This window comes from Nostoc sp. PA-18-2419 (assembly GCF_005869855.1).
Taxonomy (GTDB): Bacteria; Cyanobacteriota; Cyanobacteriia; order Cyanobacteriales; family Nostocaceae; genus Nostoc.
This window is the reverse complement of the sequence record NZ_SZNH01000011.1, coordinates 88,425-105,808: the sequence shown is the minus strand read 5'-3', so window position 1 is coordinate 105,808 and position 17,384 is coordinate 88,425. Positions and strand designations below refer to the sequence as shown.

At 41.3% G+C, this 17,384-nt stretch carries 16 protein-coding genes; 7 read left to right on the top strand and 9 right to left on the bottom strand.

All coding sequences use genetic code 11. The annotated features are described in order from the left end of the window. Positions 1–52: 52 nt before the first annotated feature. The 4 genes from FCR06_RS13825 to FCR06_RS13810 all read right to left on the bottom strand — a co-directional run bounded on the left by FCR06_RS13825 (position 53) and on the right by FCR06_RS13810 (position 3,899). A complete protein-coding gene (locus FCR06_RS13825; RefSeq protein WP_138500542.1) occupies positions 53–1,726 on the bottom strand; it encodes a cbb3-type cytochrome c oxidase subunit I in 1,674 nt (557 codons plus the stop codon). Further along, positions 1,716–2,636, bottom strand: a complete 921-nt coding sequence (locus FCR06_RS13820) for a cytochrome c oxidase subunit II (protein ID WP_138500540.1) — start codon at positions 2,634–2,636, stop codon at positions 1,716–1,718. The genes FCR06_RS13825 and FCR06_RS13820 overlap by 11 nt, the downstream gene beginning before the upstream one ends. Positions 2,637–2,772: 136 nt before the next feature. After that, positions 2,773–3,408 (bottom strand): DUF2231 domain-containing protein, encoded by a 636-nt coding sequence (locus FCR06_RS13815; RefSeq protein ID WP_138500538.1) that lies wholly within the window; start codon positions 3,406–3,408, stop codon positions 2,773–2,775. Next, on the bottom strand, positions 3,405–3,899 hold the full coding sequence (locus tag FCR06_RS13810) for a DUF2231 domain-containing protein (RefSeq protein WP_138500729.1): 495 nt from the start codon (positions 3,897–3,899) through the stop codon (positions 3,405–3,407). The genes FCR06_RS13815 and FCR06_RS13810 overlap by 4 nt, the downstream gene beginning before the upstream one ends. A 281-nt stretch (positions 3,900–4,180) precedes the next feature. Here FCR06_RS13810 and FCR06_RS32620 point away from each other — a divergent pair, with 281 nt between their 5' ends. Continuing rightward, positions 4,181–4,327: a hypothetical protein gene (locus FCR06_RS32620; RefSeq protein ID WP_189523418.1), complete on the top strand. Its 147-nt coding sequence runs from the start codon at positions 4,181–4,183 to the stop codon at positions 4,325–4,327. A gap of 302 nt (positions 4,328–4,629) precedes the next feature. Here the strand turns inward: FCR06_RS32620 and FCR06_RS13805 are convergent, their stop codons facing one another. Continuing rightward, a complete protein-coding gene (locus FCR06_RS13805; protein ID WP_223280135.1) occupies positions 4,630–5,415 on the bottom strand; it encodes a cytochrome P450 in 786 nt (261 codons plus the stop codon). Positions 5,416–5,969: 554 nt separating this feature from the next. On the opposite strand from FCR06_RS13805, the gene FCR06_RS13800 reads away from it, so the two are divergent. The 3 genes from FCR06_RS13800 (at position 5,970) to FCR06_RS13790 (ending at position 9,975) form a co-directional block, all read left to right on the top strand. After that, on the top strand, positions 5,970–8,258 hold the full coding sequence (locus FCR06_RS13800; RefSeq protein WP_138500534.1) for an FUSC family protein: 2,289 nt from the start codon (positions 5,970–5,972) through the stop codon (positions 8,256–8,258). A gap of 256 nt (positions 8,259–8,514) precedes the next feature. Further along, a complete protein-coding gene (locus tag FCR06_RS13795; RefSeq protein ID WP_138500532.1) occupies positions 8,515–8,865 on the top strand; it encodes a hypothetical protein in 351 nt (116 codons plus the stop codon). 258 nt (positions 8,866–9,123) lie between these two features. Continuing rightward, complete coding sequence (locus FCR06_RS13790; protein ID WP_138500530.1) at positions 9,124–9,975, top strand: sulfurtransferase; 852 nt, start codon at positions 9,124–9,126, stop codon at positions 9,973–9,975. A gap of 127 nt (positions 9,976–10,102) precedes the next feature. Here the strand turns inward: FCR06_RS13790 and FCR06_RS13785 are convergent, their stop codons facing one another. The 4 genes from FCR06_RS13785 to FCR06_RS13775 form a co-directional block, all read right to left on the bottom strand. Beyond that, positions 10,103–10,426, bottom strand: a complete 324-nt coding sequence (locus FCR06_RS13785; protein WP_138500528.1) for a hypothetical protein — start codon at positions 10,424–10,426, stop codon at positions 10,103–10,105. A 96-nt stretch (positions 10,427–10,522) separates the two neighbouring features. Next, the gene (locus FCR06_RS13780) at positions 10,523–11,356 is read right to left on the bottom strand and encodes a dienelactone hydrolase family protein (protein WP_138500727.1); all 834 of its coding nucleotides are present in this window, start codon (positions 11,354–11,356) and stop codon (positions 10,523–10,525) included. 145 nt (positions 11,357–11,501) lie between these two features. Beyond that, on the bottom strand, positions 11,502–11,630 hold the full coding sequence (locus FCR06_RS34250) for a hypothetical protein (RefSeq protein ID WP_262984668.1): 129 nt from the start codon (positions 11,628–11,630) through the stop codon (positions 11,502–11,504). Positions 11,631–11,782: 152 nt separating this feature from the next. Next, entirely contained in the window at positions 11,783–12,751 is a 969-nt protein-coding gene (locus tag FCR06_RS13775; RefSeq protein WP_138500526.1) for a hypothetical protein, read from the bottom strand. Positions 12,752–13,066: 315 nt separating this feature from the next. Between FCR06_RS13775 and FCR06_RS13770 the strand changes: the two genes are divergently transcribed. The 3 genes from FCR06_RS13770 to FCR06_RS13760 all read left to right on the top strand — a co-directional run bounded on the left by FCR06_RS13770 (position 13,067) and on the right by FCR06_RS13760 (position 17,285). Beyond that, entirely contained in the window at positions 13,067–14,515 is a 1,449-nt protein-coding gene (locus FCR06_RS13770; protein WP_189523416.1) for a sensor histidine kinase, read from the top strand. After that, positions 14,508–15,833: a sigma-54-dependent transcriptional regulator gene (locus FCR06_RS13765; RefSeq protein ID WP_138500525.1), complete on the top strand. Its 1,326-nt coding sequence runs from the start codon at positions 14,508–14,510 to the stop codon at positions 15,831–15,833. Before FCR06_RS13770 ends, FCR06_RS13765 begins: the two co-directional genes overlap by 8 nt. 66 nt (positions 15,834–15,899) lie before the next feature. Continuing rightward, positions 15,900–17,285 (top strand): RNA polymerase subunit sigma-54, encoded by a 1,386-nt coding sequence (locus tag FCR06_RS13760; protein WP_138500523.1) that lies wholly within the window; start codon positions 15,900–15,902, stop codon positions 17,283–17,285. Positions 17,286–17,384 lie beyond the last annotated feature (99 nt).

Here is a 17,384-nt window from a genome sequence, read left to right as displayed (position 1 = left end):
AAATTAGTTATTAGTCATTGTCATTAGTTATTCTCCCCATCCCCCTACTCCCTTATCTGTGTTGTACTGATTCACCGTTGTCAGAATTTTCAATCACAGAGTATTTAGGATCGCCATAGTCGTAAGGGGGTCTTTTCACAACCGGAATATTCTCAAAGTTATCTCGCGGTGGTGGTGATGTTGTTGTCCATTCTAGTCCAGTAGCGTGCCAAGGATTATTTACTGCTTTAGGCCCGTATAACCAAGAACCAACTATGTTAGCAATAAAGGGCAATGTGGATACTCCCAGCAAAAAACCTCCAAGACTAGCGATAACATTCCATCCTTGATATTGCGGGTCGTAGGAAGAGATGCGGCGCAACATTCCCTGTAAACCCAATGGGTGCATGGGAAAAAAAGTTAGGTTGGCACCGATAAAGGTTAGCAAGAAATGCAACTTACCCCAACCTTCAGCATACATCCGTCCAGTAATCTTCGGAAACCAAAAGTAAATGGCTGCGAAAATTGTCATTGTGATGGTGTTAAAGACGATGTAGTGAAAGTGACCTACTACAAAGTAAGTGTTGTTGACATGAATATCGAAAGGTGTAGCAGCGAGCATCACACCAGTAACACCACCAAAAATAAACATTGCTGCCCCGCCCATTGCAAACAGCATGGGTGTCTCTAGGTGTAGCTTACTCTTCCAAACTGTGGCAGTCCAACCAAATGCTTTGACACCAGTGGGTATAGCCACTAACATTGAAGTCAACATAAAAGTCATCCGCATCCAACCAGGGGTAGCACTGGTGAACATGTGATGCACCCAAACAAAAATGCTTACTAAAGCAATGCCCACAGATGCAAGTGCTAATGAACGATAGCCAAATAAAGGATTCCGGGAAAAGGCGGGCAGAACCTCAGCCAGAATCCCAAAGGCTGGCAGTGCCATGATGTAAACTGCTGGATGAGAGTAGAACCAGAAAAGATGTTGATAAATTATCGGGTCACCATTTTCTAAGGGTTTGAAAAATTGTGTTCCGAAAGCCAGGTCAAATAACAGCAATACCAATGCACCTGTCAAGAAAGGCAAGTTAATCAACTGCAACAACTGGGCGCTAAGCACTGACCAAATAAACACAGGCATCCGAAAAAATGTCATGCCTGGGGCGCGCATCCAAAAAATTGTTGTAATAAAATTGACTGCTCCCATGATGGAAGAAATGCCAAGCAGTACTAAACTGACAATCCAGAAGAATTCACCGTTAATCGGTTGATTGGCTGGAAATTGCAGACTAACGGGTGGATAAGACCACCAACCAGCTTTTGCCGGGCCGTTGGGTAGCAAAAAGCTAGACACTAAAAAAATACCAGCTGGTGGAATAATCCAGAAAGAAATAGCGTTGAGCAGGGGAAAGGCCATATCCCGCGCTCCAATCATCAACGGCACTAGGTAATTAGAGATACCTGCATTGAACGGGATAATCCACAGGAAAATCATGATTGTCCCATGCATCGAGAATAAGCCGTTGTAAAGGGGGCGATCGACTACATTTAATTCCGGAGTGAGCAGTTCGGCACGAATGAGCATTGCCAACAACCCGCCAATCAGGAAGAAAATGAAGGTCGTTACCATGTACTGAACACCGATGACTTTATGGTCGGTGTTAAAGCTGAAGTATTGTCGCCAGTTATCAACAGCCTCGTTTGAGGAATTTTCTAAATTAGGAACATTATCATGTGTCATTGCTGACTTTCCTTTGATTAGCAACAGCAGATTCAGCAGGTGTGACAGTGTACCAACTAGTTTTAAATAATGTCTTCGGCGGTTGGTTATATTCAGCAACAGCCTGATTTTTAATAGTCATTGGTTGACTAGCTACTTGGGTAAGCCATTGGTTATATTTCTCAATCGGTTCAACATACACATTCGCATCCATCAAAGCAAAGTAAGTACCGCTAAATTGAGAATCTTTCAGCTTATATTTACCAACACGAATTGGTGTAACTACAAGGTCAATATTCCGTCCGGGGACTATGTCCTGCTTTAAACGAAATTCGGGGACGTAGAACCCGTGAATCACCTCTTGGGCGTGCATATTTASACGAGTACGGCGATTAACTGGCAAGTGTAATTCATTACTATTAACATTATTTGGATAGCGGAAAGACCAATCCCACTGCTTGACAAAAACATCAATAGTTTCGTCAGCTGGTTTGGGGACATCGCTGACTTCTGCGGCGTAGGCTGCTTCTGATTCTACAGGTGTATGCAAATGTACAATTTGTCCTAAACCTAAAATATTTAATTGCTGATAAATATTGAAGCTTTGAAAAGCAATCCACATTACTAATAAAGTTGGCGTTGCCGTCCAGAGGATTTCTAGCCTAGCATCACCTCTTGATGGATGCCCTTCAGTGTAGTCTTTTTTGGATGTCCGAAAAAAAAGTATTGAATAAACCATCATCCCAACAAGACCAAGAAAGATGAACGCTCCAATTGAAACTAAAAAGCTAAATAAACTATCTACCTTTTGTGCTTCTGCTGTAGCTTCAAGAGGCATCCAAGAATATGCTTGCTGCCCAATCCAATGACTGATGACAAGCAACACTGCTATACAACCAGCTATTAGTAAATACTCTAAGAATCTCACCATAAAATTTGATAAATTTTCGTTGATTTTGATATCAAATTGAGATAGAGAAATGTATTTGATTTTTTTAGCTTAATTTGGGTAGATAGAAGATAAAAATAGAAAGATGAATTAACGACCAATGACCAATGACCAATGACTAATGACTAAATAATCTAAAGTCCCAAATTGGCATGAGTAGCAAATTTGGGTTTGCACCCTGTTGGATTAACTTAGCCGCAGTCACGTGTATTCCGAACTGCTCTCCGAGTTGCGCCCCTAAAGTTCCGTGAACAAACAAAATACCAAACATCACAATACCTACTAATAAGTAACTCCATTGAACTTGTCGGGAAGCATCCTTGCGCCAGCGATCGCGTTGCAATCCTCTCCATACAGTCATGGCTACAATCATCCCCAACAACAAAATACCACCCAAACCATGCAATAACATTGTTAAACCAGGACTCAACCCCCAATCACTCTTTTGATTCACTGCTGGATTTGCCAACAGTAGCTCAAAAAAACCAAAGGCAACGGTAAAAAATGTCACAACCGCAGCAGCTATGAGATTGTACCAGCCAACATCGAAGAAGCCAGAACGAATGGCAGGAAGACCGAGAAATCTGAAAATTGGTCGCCATAAGCGAAAAAATGCTCCAGCGATGTCAAACAAAATGGCGATAATGAACAAGCCCAGTGTTAGATGTACTAATTGTGGATGTATCGGAATTTCGTAAGGCAGTCCGTTAGCGCCTAACCTCAATCTTAACTGTTCGATCAGTTGCCAGTTCATCGCCAGACTCCCTGCTTCATTGCTTCGACTACAGGCTCGACATGTAACCCATATACCCAAAACAGCTTGCTTCCCAGATATACTTGCAAAAACACCAGACAAATCAAAAAAGTTGTGACACCAAGGTAAGCTGGCGGTATCTTCAAGGAATTGCGATTACGAATTACAAAACGCCAAGCTGTAATCCCAGCGACGATCGCCGCTAATGACCAACCCATGAGCGTATGAAAATTCAGTGTTGGCTGAACCGCTTGATAACTGTTTGCCAAACCTGCTTCAAACTGACCAAAGATAACTGCTAAGAAAATAGCTACCGAAGCGACAAACATATTCCAAAAACTTACTTCAAACAAACGCACATTATGAGTAAAGTAACCTACTATATCGCAGAAAAATGAAAAAAATATCATCGCTATCACAAAGTGGACGATGATCGGGTGTATGGGGTCGGGGTATGGGAGATTTTGACTGTTGAGAGGCAGAACAGACATCATTTTTTCTTCAAGTATCCAGGCGCTATTATCACCTTTTTGCAGTCAAAATAAAATTATATTTTTTAAGTATTTTTCTTGACATAAACATGGTGTATTTTAATTATGTCTGAATGAATAGTTTCTGAAACTGGCAAGCAAAAACAGTATCTTTGGAATGATTTACGTAAAAAACTATTAAATAATTACAACATCTAAACTGTTTGAGTTTGCACTTGGTAAGAGCTTCGCCAGTTCTCCCCTTAGATAGATTTCAACTCATTTTTGACTGAGGACAGTTAATGCAGTTATCAGGAGCGAAGATGGTTTATCCGATCGCTTTGGAGGAGATGGTGAGCCAAGCAATCACTTGTTCTCATCATAACGTGGCGTTGGCGTACCCCTTTGATACAGAACGCTACGCTAACGGGGAAGCAAGCTACGCATAGCGTCTCGTAGAGAAGCCCACACTTTTCTACGAGACGCTGCGCGAACGACAAAGCTCAATGATTACCGTAGGCCTGCCTACTATCAACAATCAAGCCAACACTAACGAATTATAAGCTCCACATAACCGTTTAAATTCTGGTGGTGTCAGGTCTTTTATCTGTTCGTAACTCATTGCCCTTTGTTTTTTGACCTCTATTTTTTCACGCTGGCACTATTCGTGCAAGAGGTCTATTCATTTTACGTTTACTATCGTCCGATTCTTGCTTGCGCCAAAAGAGTATTTAATTTTGTAGAAGCTGGTTTAACTTGACAATACCCGCTTGATTTTAGCTGGTAGCCCATTTTGTGGCACAATAGTTGCGGCAAAAACTTTCGTATCGAAGTTACAGGAAGGATCTACATTTACAGAATATTCTGCAAGGATTGTCGTTAATACAATTTTCGTACAGGCAAGAGTATAATACATACCTACGCAAGCTCGCGGCCCAGCTCCAAACGGAAAATAATGAAATGGCAAAGGTTCAGTGGTAAAACGTTCTGGGTCGAAGGTATCAGGATTTTCCCAGTGATTTGGATTGCGGTGAAAAGCCCAACTACAGAAAAAGATTTGGGTTTTTTCAGGTAGGGAATACCCACCTAAGACTACAGATTTGTCTGGAATAACTTCACGAATAAAAAGTGGTACCGCTGGATACAACCTCAATGCTTCTTTAATTACCTTATCTAGATAGCTTAATTTATTAATATCTCCCAACTCAAAATTATTTCCCTCCTTCGATACGAACTCTTGAATTTCCGATTGCAGCTTTTGCTGTGTTTCTGGATGACGAGAACACAAATACAATACAGATGCCACGACAATGGCAACATTACGTGTTCCCACCGTGAAACTAGTAGACAATTCATCTCGTAGCTGTTCTATTGATAATTCGCTACTATTTCTGCTTGTGATATAAGCTAACAAATCGATAGCTTCTTCATCATTATGGCTTTGGCGAGCGCTAATTCTATTATCTATAAATTGAAACCATTTCTGCCTATCTGACCAAAATTTAGGACTCAAAGATAAAGGAAAAGGTTGCTTCAAGCGACTGTCTATTTTGGATAGAAACCTAGTAGTGCTATATTTTTCGCTGATACGGGGAAATAAGTAGGCGTTGCTAATTACTAGTATGAAAAATAGAGTTTTAAAGTTTACTCTTTTATATCTATCAGAGGTTTATTGGCGAATTATGCAAGAGTATTGGAAACAACTGCGACCGTGCAAAAAAGTTGTGTAGCACTAGCTGTTTGAAATCTTCTCTATAAGCTACTTTCAGCATTTATGAAAAGATGTTTTCGATGGTGAAGTTAAAGAGCTTTAAGAGCATGGGGTAGGATTAGTAAACTGGATAAATGCGGGTATATTTGCTGAAATTTCTGAGAAAAAATTAAGTATAGCAAGCGAATTGAAGGTTAGGACATCTTGAAAGTGTAGATGTTAGGAATAGTAATGTTTTACCTCCTGCCTCAAAACCCGTAACGTAACTTTGTACTTCATGTAAATGAAAACTGCTGTATTACAGTTATTCCCCACATAGTCATATCTGGGTAAAATGCTGTAAGAAACGATCTGCATTCTTATAGTCCCTAGCCTAAATAATGTCATTTACAGATAAACGTGCTGCGGGTTGGTTGTTGCAGCAATTTCAACTCAAGCCAGGTAAACCCGACATTTTCTCTGGATTACGTAGCCTTTTGATATTGGGTGTGCCCATTGGAATTGGATTTATTACTGGTCATGCTGCCACAAGTGCGATCGCCACTATGGCAGCTTGGTTTGTTGGGATGGTAAATGTTGAGGGAACTTACCGCCAAAAAGCGATCGCCATGATAGCAGCAACCATAGGGATAACTGTGGTGTTCCTGATTGCAAGTCTGGTTAGCAGTCATCTGTGGTTAGTTGTGCCAGCAACATTCTTGGTAATATTTATCGCAGGCTTAGCAGGTCTCTATGGCAGTGTGGCTGCATCTGTGAGCTTAGTCACTTCAATTATGTTTGTGATCGCGCTTGCTAAGTTCGCTTCATTCTCTAATTTATCTACTCTGATCCAAAACTCTGCCCTCTGTTTAGCTGGTGGAATGTGGACAACTATCTTGTCATCAGGGCTGTGGGTAGTGCGTCCTGATGCACCAGCAAAACAGGTGGTTGCTAAATGTTATGACTCATTGAGCAAATTTGTAAACTTGGCAAGGGAGAGAGCATTAAATCCCCAAGATCCTCAAGAGTGGGGACAAAGATTTTTGCAAGCTCAAGATATTGTCATCCAAGATTTGACATTTGCCCGTAGCGTCTGGACAGCTATGTGGAATAGGCAAAAAGGAGCTAACCTGCGGGGAAATTATTTAATTGTGTTAATTGAGGATGTAAATCAAATTCTCAATTCTGTTGTCGTATTGAGTGAATTGTTGGCCATCGCATCCACAGGTGAACTATATTTTCGATTACAAAGAGAAATTCAGCAAGCGATAGAACAGTTGGCTATTGCTGTGCAAATGTTATCACAAGCAATTGTCAAAGAAAGAAGCTTAGTTGGCTTGGGAGATTCAGATAGGTCTATTGAAGCACTAGAACACCAGTCGCAAGTTCTCCGCGCTCAAATTATTAATCAAACTATAAATCTTCACACAGATGAATATGCCCAACTACTCAACTTGAAGAAGATTGTAGCCAGTCTGACAAATCTGGCACAGCAAATTCATACTGATGCAGAGATTGTTGCAGATTTTAAACAGGGAAAACAGCGCCGCTTTGCCCAGCGAAATATTTCTCCTTCAAGCCAGTCAGAGCGCTCTGCAATTATTGATACACTGCGAAATAACTTTACTTTTGATTCAGTCCTGTTTCGTCATGCATTGCGCTTAGCATTGGTAACAACGCTTGCAGAATTACTGGCCTCAGTATTACAACTACCTAGAGGTTACTGGATAACGCTAACAGCTTTAGTTGCACTCAAGCCCAACTTTGGGGGAACGTCCGAGACAACTGTACAAAGAGTCATCGGTACTATTTTGGGCGGAATTATTAGTATAGCTCTGCTTTTAGTAGTTAAAAATCAATTAGCGATCGCAGTTTGTTTCTTGCTGCTCGTGTTTACTGCAACGTCACTACGAGCCTTAAGCTACAGCACATTCATCATACTGCTCACTCCMGCCATCATCTTACTGCTCAACCTGATTAGTGCGGGTGACTGGAAGATTGGCATATTGCGTATCGTTGATAGCTTCATTGGGGGTGTCTTAGCACTGCTTGGCAGCTATTTGCTTTTTCCCCGTTGGGAACGACAGCAACTTCCAGCACAATTAGAAAAGACAATTCGAGCTAATCTCGCTTACTTTCAGCAGGTGATAGCTACCTATCTCCAGCGAAAACAGAGTACATCTACTGACTCTATTAATACGCTACGTTATCAAGCGGCACTAGAAAACGCCAACGCTACCGCCGCAGCTCAAAGATTGTTCAGCGAACCTCGTCACGTCCAGGGAGAAATTGAACCCGTAATGACGCTGATGGTATACATTCGTGGCTTTTTCAGTTCAGTGACAACTCTGGCAGAAGATATCCGCGAATTTAGCGGCGAGTACCAATTTACTGACCTCAACCGACTCAGTGATAGCATTATCCAAGTTTTGGAAAACTTAGCAACCGCCCTGCAACAAGGACAGCCACCCCAAAAATTACCAGCACTTGATAACTATCTCGAAGCAATTCACGATCAAATTCAACAGCTACATACTGCTCGATTATCAGAGATTGCCACAAATCCCAACACTTCAACTACTCCTACATTACAAGCCGTTCGAGAACAAACTCCCTTATCCACAGAACTGGAGCGAATTGTCAATGAAGTTAAAGTTATACACTGTGTGATTGCCCGTATGCAACAGTAAATCACCAAATAATATTGTGTCTGGTTAAAGACTGCTTGTGAAAACGGCAGGAGGCAGGAGAAAAGAGAGTTTCCTACTTTTTGCACAGATATCTGCTAATTGTAACTCAATACAGTTCAGATAAGACCAAAACACTTGTAGAGACGGCGATTTATCGCGTCTCGAAAACCCACAATTTTGGAAAATTAGCCTTTAACTCAACCGTATTGAATCATAACTAATTAGCCCAACATCATATACCGCAGTTTTCTTTTGCATGAAGTACAAAGCTACGAGTTTTGAGGCAGGAGGCAGCTATGCTGGAGGTAAAAACTTTTTATATCTAATTTTAAGTCCTGCATTTGTACCTCATTTACTTGCAAACTGCTGTAATATCATTTTCCTAGTCGCTACAGACTTGGGATTAGTCGCTCCAGACTTGAGATTAGTCGCTCCAGACTTGGGATTAGTCGCTACAGACTTGAGATTAGTCGCTCCAGACTTGAGATTAGCCGCTACAGACTTGAGATTAGTCGCTACAGACTTGAGATTAGCCGCTACAGACTTGAGATTAGCCGCTCCAGACTTGGGATTAGTCGCTACAGACTTGAGATTAGTCACTCAGTAAGATCCATTTCTGTGCTCAATCAGTCCTGAATTTTATACCTCACTTAAGTAGAACGGTGTAGAAAAATAAAATAGGCTTAAACCTTCTTCTCTCCTGCCTTCTACCTTGTCTTCGACACGCTACGCGAACTGCCTCCTGCTATACCTATAATAGTTATCTCCTAACATTTAACATTCATGCTTTTGTGATTTGCATTTCAAAACGCAAATCTGCCGAGCGCGATAATGCCTAATGAGAAAATAACATCAGCATGAAAGCGTGAATACAAAACTCCTCATTTCTGCTCAAGAACTCGCATCACTGTTAGCAGAAAAATCACTACAAACTGTCGTTATAGATACGCGAAGTCCAGAAGATTATGCTAATTCTCATATTCCTCAATCTATAAATATTAGAGATTTTTTCACATATCTTTTAGAGAATTCCCACCCAGCAGGATTAAAGAAATTGCAAGAGTATTTTGCAGAAATAATGAGTAGGGTAGGAATATCTGGTACAGAACAGCTAATTATTTATGAAGATGCTTTAAATAAAGGTTATGGTCAATCTTGTCGAGCAGCTTTCTTACTAAAGTATTTGGGTTGCACTCAAGTATCTATCTTACACGGTGGATATAGAGCATGGCTCAAAGCGGGATTACCTACTACCGATGAAGTACCAAAACGTGAAAGTAGCATATTTAGATTGCATCCCAATGCTGACATGATGGTAACTACCCCCGAGATGTTGCAAGCAATTGACAATCCAGCAATTATTAAATTAGATGTGCGCGACAGTTCAGAATGGCTTGGGCTAAGTTCTTCTCCCTACAATCCCGATTTTTGTCCTCGCAAAGGTAGAATCCCTAACGCAGTCTGGTTAGAGTGGCATCGTCTAATGAATTGTGAATCAGAAATCCCCACATTTCGCTCGCCAGATGAAATCCGAGAAATTTGTCAATCAGTAGGTATTACTTCAGATTCCATTGTCTACATCTACTGCTTTAAGGGTTCAAGGGCTGCTAATACATTGATAGCCTTAGAAGAGGCAGGAATTTCTGCCAAAAATTATTTTGGTTCTTGGAATGAATGGTCTCGTGATTTTTCCCTACCTATTGATAGTAGCTTTTAACTTGAAGTTGACTTTTTATTTTAATAAGTTTAGTTAAACCAGAAAATAAATTTGTGTAGGTTAGGGAGCTAGTACCTTTTTAGATTTATTTATATTATTCCAAACAATTAATTACCCACTTCAAAAATTAAATAGGAGTCTGATGTCTATTTTCTTGCTTAAATAGTTCCACTAAGCCAATTGTACCTACGAAAAAAGTATAAATTCCATATTGTAATGGCAGTTGACTTTTTGAACCTGCATAAATAGCTGCCATTATTCCCTCTAAGAAATGAGCTATAAGTGCAAATCTTGCTATCCCTAAAATTAGAGTAAAAATATTGGGAGTATTGTTAGTGTTTAATATCCCAAAAATGTTTGCTAACTCTAACCCTATGGCACCGAGGATTAAAATTATAGATGTAATTTTTACTAAAGCAGCTATCTTTTGTCTTATCTCGCTTTGACTCATGCTCAAATCAGATAGTTGTTGGTTGACTATTTAAAATCTCAAATTTTTTCATCCAAACTTGTTTGACTAATAGCCAATGCCCAATAATATAACAGTTTATTGCACTCCGTGACTCTTAAACCACGCTAAAAGGCGCTGCCAACCGTCCTTAGCTTCTTTTTCGCGGTAAGAGGAACGATAATCAGCAAAAAAGGCGTGGGGTGCATTGGGGTAAACGATGATCTCAGATTTACTGCTGCTTGACTTCAAGCGATCGCGCATTTGCTCTACTGTATCTAAGGGAATACTTGTATCCTGACCACCATAGAGTCCGAGAATTGGGACTGTCAGTTTTGAGGCAATATCCACGGGATACTTAGGCTGAAGTTTGGTAGCATCGCCCACGAGTCGCCCGTACCAAGCCACACCCGCCTTCACTTGGGGATTGTGTGCTGCATATAGCCAGACAATGCGACCACCCCAACAGAAGCCTGTAATTGCCAATTTATTGGCATTACCCTTGGCTGATTTCACAGCCCAGTCTAATGTGGCGTCAAGGTCGGATAACACTTGAGCATCTGGTACTTTGGCAACAATTGGGCGAATTTCGTCTATGCTGCTCAACTTGGAGACATCACCTTGACGAATAAATAATTCTGGAGCGATCGCCAAATACCCCAACTTGGCAAAGCGGCGAGTGATATCCTGAATATGCTCGTGTACGCCAAAAATTTCCTGGATTACCAGAACAATTGGGAAATTCTCACCAGTGGCCGGTACTGCTCGATACGCAGGAATTTCGCCATCTTTAACGGGAATTTTCACGCTACCAGCGACTAATCCCTTGCTATCAGTGGTAATGACTCCAGCAGAAATCGGTTGCACTGCTAAAGCAAAACCTGTCGCCAAGGTGGCTGTGGCGAGAAATTTGCGGCGAGTTATTTCTTCGATCATCTCTACCTGAAATTGGCAAAAACTTTGTTGTTTGTTATCCGTACAGTACTATAAAATAAATACTACGCTTTAGCAATCAGCATAGTGGAATATTCAGTGGATTCTGCGAATAAGCGTTGCTGATTTCAAATATGAATTTATTTCACGCACAGGCGCAGCTGAAAGTCTGAGCGGTGGCTTCCGGCGTAGACGCTTTGTGGTGAGGGGGTCGCGGTCTTTGCGGTTTCCGTCGATTGCGATCCCCCGAACCCGTAGGGCTTGCCGCAGGCATCAGAACTTTCCAAGACAGAGTCGCACAGAGTAAGAGTTGAGAAGAGTTAATTTTTAAATTTCATACTCAAATTCAGCAACGCCTGCAAATAAATAGCTACTGTTTCTGGTTTTCTTACTGATTATACTTACCCCGTAGTAACAAAAGAGGGATTACGGTTCAGTGATAGCTTTTGGTTGCAAAGATACAGATTGCCCATTAACTGACAATGCTGTAGCTTCTAAAATCTGGCCGTAACGATTGCGAGTGCCAAATCCTTTGGCTTGAATTGTGTTTTTGATGTTCGCCATACTCATACTGGTTAGCTGTTCACCTACATGGGGCGGGAACTTGACAATAGTGCCATTAGAAATAATAACGCCGTTAATTTCTCCTCGATGTCCCACTAACCAATTCTGAGCAGTTCCCTGTGCAGATAAGGTACTGTAGTTGCTCAAGCTGGGTGGTTGGGGGGCGATTGTGGGAGGTTGTTCGACTAAAGTCTGTCCAGTTTGAGAATTGGTGATGCTTTTGGCTCTCACTTCCTGTCCAAAGCGAGTGGAAAAGCCAGGATCACCAAAAATGCTCACTTTCGTGTTTGGGGTAATTATCCGTACTAAACTGTCCGCCATCTGGGGAGAAAATTTCACCTGTAGCCCGTTATTGAGTAATAGCCCATCCACCTTACCTTCAGGGTTGAGAAGATACTGTTTTACCTCTCCAGTGAAAGTGGTTCCGGCTGTGGGGGGTAATTCTGGTGGGGGTGCTGGGGGAATATTTAGAGGATTAGCATTGGCTAAATTGGCACTTGGGAGATTAGCTTCTAGCGATCGCCCGCTTGGTGTAGCATTACTAGCAAAAGTATTGTATGTCCAAAAACCGAAAAGTGCGATCGCTGCTCCAATGCCGCCACTAGTTAAAATTAACTTTAACTTGCGTTGGCGATCGCGATCTCGGATTTGCTTGGCTTGAATCTGCTGTATTGCTTGTTGAATCACCTCTGGAGGAATTTGTACTTCTGCTCCAGCCTGCATAATTTCTTCTAAAGAATAATCCTGATTTTGTTGAGCATATAACTGAGCCGCTAGAGCGAAAACATCGGGAGCAATTTCTTTCGGAATGCGAACTTTAGAGTTATTCATCTGCTTTAATTCAATTTAATTGCTAACTACAACTGTAAGAGTGCAAAACTCGTGCCATAGATATAAGACACTCGTTAGCTAATAAGGCAGGATGAAAAATAAAGAGGGAACAGGGAACGGGCAACAGGGAACAGAATGTAATGTATGGGGATTTAAAACCAACACATAACTTGCTACTTGATAGTTGTAGGGGTCTTTTACTCCCTCCAGGATAGGAAATAGGAAAAACTGTTCCCTATTCCCTGTTTCCTTCTTGGACGAGCAACTGGAATTTGGCATAGTTTTTGCACTTGTATAAGTTCTAACCCTTATTCCATGCAACCTATTGTGTTATCTCAACGTTGGACACTCCGGCGACAGCTAACAATCCTCAGTATCCTTTTTTTAGGTTTAAGTGGAGCTGCTTTATGGTTAGTGGTACAACTATTTGAAAGTCTGGAAGGTGCTGTTGTTGCCAGAAATCAGAGAGAATTAGCTTTTGCCAACACCAGACTAATTAAGCTGTTTTGGGAATCAAATCTTGGGCAAACACCAAAGCCAGGTAAGCCGTTGGCGGAACTTTCAATCGATGCTCTAACTGCTTTCCCAAGGGTAGAAGGGGGATTTTATCTGCTGCAACAAGACCAGCTTTTAGGCTATGCCTATCCTACCCACGGGGGTCCTGTCCCCAAAAAAGATATTCCTCCTGCTGAACGAGACACAATTTTGCAATTGACTCGCACAGCCACAAGCCAAGGTTTACCTCAAGAATTAGTAGTGCACCCTGGTCTTGATATTTTGGTACTGCGTGCTGACCCTCTACCTCTGTGGGGAGCAGTGTGGACGATGAAACGTATGCCTCGTCTAGAAGATAGCAATCAAAAAGTTTTAAGTGTTTTCGTAGTTTTAGGAATTTTAGTTGTAGGAGTTTGGACTTTTTATATTGCCTTACAGCTACAGTGGGGAGTGCAGCGACTCCAGCAAAGTATTAAAGCAATGGAAGAGGATAAAGCTTCGCTAATTCCTGCGCTACCCGCAGAAATGGGACTGTTGGGAACTGCAATTAATAGTATGCAATACCATCGCCAAGAGTTAGAGCAGCGCTTGCACCGAGTTGAGCGCTTGGCTTCTCTGGGACAACTGGTAGCAGGAGTAGCTCATGAAGTCCGCAATCCCTTAGCTAGTATGCGCCTCAATTTGCAATATACAGAACGGCAATTAAAAAAGCAGGGAATTACGACTTTACCGATCGCTAGTTTACTAGAACAAGTAGACCGTTTAGAGATGTTGGTGCGACGGCTATTGTATTTTGACCAAAATCAGCAAGAAGAAATGGTAACAACTTCCCTAGAAGCGATCGCTTTTGAATCAGTTTCTCTATTACGTCTCAAAGCCGAAGAACAGGGAGTAACACTTTTTTATCGCTCTGCTGCTGAACCTTTGCCCCAAGTACCACTACGCCACCGAGAGTTAGGACAGGTGATGGTTAACTTAATTTTAAATGCCATCCAAGCAAGTCCACCAGAAAGCGAAGTTGAGGTTGGTGTCAGCCAAGAGCAAGACTATTTAGTGACTTGGGTAAAAGACACTGGCGCAGGTTTAGCACCAGAAGAACGCGATCGCATTTTTGATCCTTTTTATTCTACAAAACCCCAAGGAACAGGTTTAGGTTTAGCCATTAGCCACGAGATTGTCACGCGACACGGAGGGCATATTGATTTGAAATCTCAACCAGGTTGCACCGTTTTTAGCGTTTACTTACCGAAGAATCATAACGATGGCTAAGATTTTGATTATTGATGATGAAAAAGCTTTGCGTCAAGCGATGGCGCAGATTTTAAAAGATGAAGGCCACGACGTACTAGAGGCGGGAGACGGAGAACAAGGACTGAAGATAATTCAACAAAATACCACATCTCGTCCTGACTTGGTATTTCTAGATTTGAAAATGCCCAAAACTCAGGGTAATGCTGTTCTGAAAGCTTTAGGTAGCAAAACGTTGTTTGAACTGCCAGTAATTGTGATGACAGCTTATGGAACAAGTCGTACAGCCATTGAAGCTATGCAGTTGGGAGCCTATGATTATTTAACTAAACCCTTCGATTTAGAAGATTTAGTCAACTTGGCGCAAAAAGCTTTAGCTCATTCCCAAGCATCCGCCGAGCAAATTGGTGAAGCAAATATTCAAAATCTCGGACAACCAGAAGAACTGTTGGGGCGATCGCCTAAAATGGCAGAAGTTTTTAAACTTATTGGTAGACTTGCCCAAGGAAACACCACAGTTTTAATTGTCGGCGAATCAGGTACTGGCAAAGAGTTGGTCGCTTCCACACTGCATAATGCTAGCCCTCGCAGTCGCGGCCCTTTAGTAAAAGTTAACTGTGCAGCCCTTCCAGAACATTTGTTAGAAGCAGAATTATTTGGTCACGAAAAAGGAGCCTTCACTGGAGCGAATCACTTGCGAATTGGTCGCTTTGAACAAGCCAATGGCGGTACAATTTTTCTGGATGAAGTCGGAGAATTGAGCCAGATAATTCAAGGGAAATTGTTGCGAGTATTACAAGATAAATCCTTCGAGCGCTTGGGTAGTAACCAAACCAAAACTGTAGATGTCCGCATTTTAGCTGCCACCAATCGGAATTTAGAACAATTGGTACGCCTGAATCAGTTTCGAGAAGACCTTTACTATCGCTTTAATGTAGTACGAATTGAACTACCACCTTTGCGCGATCGCCCCGAAGATTTAGAACAACTTACCCAATATTTTTTAAGTTCTATTGCTCTCAGAAATGGAATTAAAAATTTAGCAATTACCTCAACAGCCTTAGAAAAACTCAGAGATTACGCTTGGCCAGGGAATGTGCGAGAACTGCAAAATACTTTAGAGAGAGCAGTAGTTTTTTCTGGAGGAAGAACCATCCTTTCAGAGCATCTCATTTTTAATCAAAAATATCAGATGAATTTGAATTTAGAACAAGCGATCGCTCAGTTAGAAATAAACTTTATTCGTCATGCTTTAGCACTTTATCCCCAAGAACCCCACAAAGCATTAGGAATTTCTGTCGAAAGCTTTGAACAAAAAAAGAAACAATGGAATTTATAGCAAAATATCCTTGGTTTAACCATTTTCCCAACTCTCTGTGTTCTCTGCGCCTCTGCGGTTCGTATCATGAATTCCTTAAATTCAGCATCTACACTAGAAACACACCTAGAAACTCAAACAGTTATTTACCCAACTCTACAGTATTTAGTTCGCTTCTTGCCGTGGGATGGTAAGCGAGTATTCGACTATCTTCAAGAAGAATCTAAACACAATCCATTTATAGTAGAAAATTCTGATTTCCAGAACAGCGAAGCACTTTTAGATGATATTCTACCTAATTGGTATAGTCCCATCGCCCAGGAATTAAGTTTAAGCGAGCATCTTCTTGGACAAATATCAGCTTTGTCAATACCATACAAACAACGTGAAGCCTTAACCTATCTAACTCAGTGGCTATCAAACTCAGGTTACTTAGAAGAAACTCCAGAAGTTTGGGCAGATGGTAGTATCTGGAGTGCAAAAGAACTAGAGGCTGTTATTCCTCTTCTCCAAAGTTTAGATCCACCTGGAATTGGTACGCGAACCCTACAAGAATGTTTGTTAATACAACTCAAAAACCAGCCTGAAAGTTTAGCTTTTCTACTAGTTAAAAATTATTTAGAAGACATAGCAAATTGTATTGGTAATTCTTCCGAGTCAAAGCATAATTGTCAATCACTATTGCAAGAACTGCACCAAAATCATCAATATTTTAATATTAATATTGAGAAAATCACCGATGCTATTCATAAAATTCAAGAATTAGAACCCCGTCCTGCCAGAAACTTCGGTGGTAGCGATGCTCCCATTGTCACCCCTGATTTAAAAATTGAGCTAATAGCTGGAAGTTGGCAAATTTCTTTAGCCTATGAAGTCAAACAACGTTTTTGTCTGAATTCCGAAGCCATAAAGCTTTTGCAGGAATCACCAAAAGCAAGGCGAGATACCCAACAACTAGAAGCATTATTACAAAAAGCTAGAAATTTACTCACAGCTTTGCAACAATGGCAGGAAAATCTGCTCAAAGTTGGGAAATTTTTAGTTGAGCGACAGCAAGCTTTTTTGCAGAGTTGGGATAAATTAGACTTAGTATCTACCCCTCAGCAATTAGTAGCTCAATCGGTAGGACTTAGTAACTCTACAGTCAGCCGGATTGTGCGGGGACGGTATATATTAGTTTGTAACCAAAACAGTCGGATAATTTCGCTGCATTCACTATGTGTTCCTATAGGAGTAGGCGGACGTACTCCTCAACAAATCCAACAGATGCTAATACAGTTAATTGCAGAAGAATCACCCGCCAATCCTTATACTGATGAGCAATTAGCCCAGCTTTTTAAAATCCGATTTTGTCTGCCAATCACTCGCAGAACAGTTACAAAATACCGTAAAATTGCCGGAATAAAGTCATCACATCAACGCAAGTTTACTGATAAAAAGATGGGAAGCAAAAGCAGGAAGGAAGTCTTTTGAAATATCAAAGTTGAGCCTTTGAAGGTGAACGTTGAGCCTTTGAGCCTGAACGTTGCACCTTTGAACCTCGAAGTTGCGCCTTTGAGCTTGAAATTTTAA